The 1,159-nt window shown below is 70.1% G+C and carries 1 protein-coding gene; it reads left to right on the forward strand.

Going from position 1 to position 1,159, the window contains the following annotated elements:
* Positions 1-124: 124 nt before the first annotated feature.
* Positions 125-1,099, forward strand: a complete 975-nt coding sequence (locus IEZ03_RS31990; RefSeq protein ID WP_184887971.1) for a hypothetical protein — start codon at positions 125-127, stop codon at positions 1,097-1,099.
* Positions 1,100-1,159 lie beyond the last annotated feature (60 nt).

The following is a 1,159-nucleotide window of genomic DNA, read 5'->3' on the forward strand; positions in this document are numbered from 1 at the left end:
ACGTTCCCCCGGTCATCGCCCTGCTGGTGCTGATCAGGGTCATGATGGGCTCGGTGCCCGTGGTGTCCCGCCTGTCCCGGCTCCGCCGGCCCAAGGACTGACCCAACCCCGAGGAGTACCCGAAGTGACAGCCAAGACCGGCAAGAACGAGGCCGACGAGGTCGAGGCGGTCCCTGCCGAGGCGGAGATCGAGGAGACCCCGCAGGCCGACGCCGCGGAGAGCCCGGCGCGCCCCGCCGCCAAGCGCAAGCGCCGGGTGCGGGTCATCGAGGTCATCGACGACGAGGACCTCGACGAGGTCCTGGAGGCCCTCGACGCCGAGGACGAGGACGAGGAGGAGGACGAGCCCCCGGCCCGCTCCGCCGCCTCGGCGAAGCCCGCCGCCAAGAAGCGCCCGACCCGCATCGACCCCCCGGAGGAGGAGGTCGAGGAGGACGAGAAGGCGACGCCCCGCAAGAGCGCCGCCGCGACCTCCACCTCTGCCGAGGGATCGCCCCGTCCCGGGATCTTCGGCCTCACCATGGTGCAGGCCGTCGTGGTCGTCGTCCTCGTCGCGCTGCTGGCGAGCCTCGCCATCTGGCAGTGGCGGAGCGCGAGCGGCCTGTCGTCCGAGGCGGACGAGCGGGAGGCCGTGCGCAAGGTCGCCGCCGCGTACGGCGACGTCGCGTTCAACTACAACGCGCAGAACTACCAGACGCAGGTGGACAAGGCCCAGAAGCTCATGGGCGGCGACCTGCTGGAGAGCTACAAGACCAACACCCTCACCCAGCTCGGCGAGACGTTCGAGAAGAACCCCGAGGCGGGCCTGTCGTCCAAGACCGACCAGGTGTTCGTCGGGAGCGTCGACGGCAAGTTCGCCAACGCCGTCGTCATGGTGGACATCGGCCTCAAGACGAAGGACGGCTCGACCACGGCCCCCGCCACGCTGCTCCGCCTCGCCCTCGCCAAGATCGACGGCGAGTGGAAGGTCACCAAGCAGTACGCGTCCGGCGGAAACGACCAGAACCAGGGCCAGGCCCAGGGCCAGCTCCCCACGGCCCCGACCGCCGGCACCCCCCAGTCCCCGAACCCGGAGACCAGCGAAAAGCCCGGCGACTGACCCCCGCGCACGTTGACTTGCGGCGTGTTGTTGTTATCCGGCTTGCCATAACAACAACAC

It is taken from the genome of Actinomadura livida, assembly GCF_014648675.1.
GTDB lineage: Bacteria > Actinomycetota > Actinomycetes > Streptosporangiales > Streptosporangiaceae > Spirillospora > Spirillospora livida.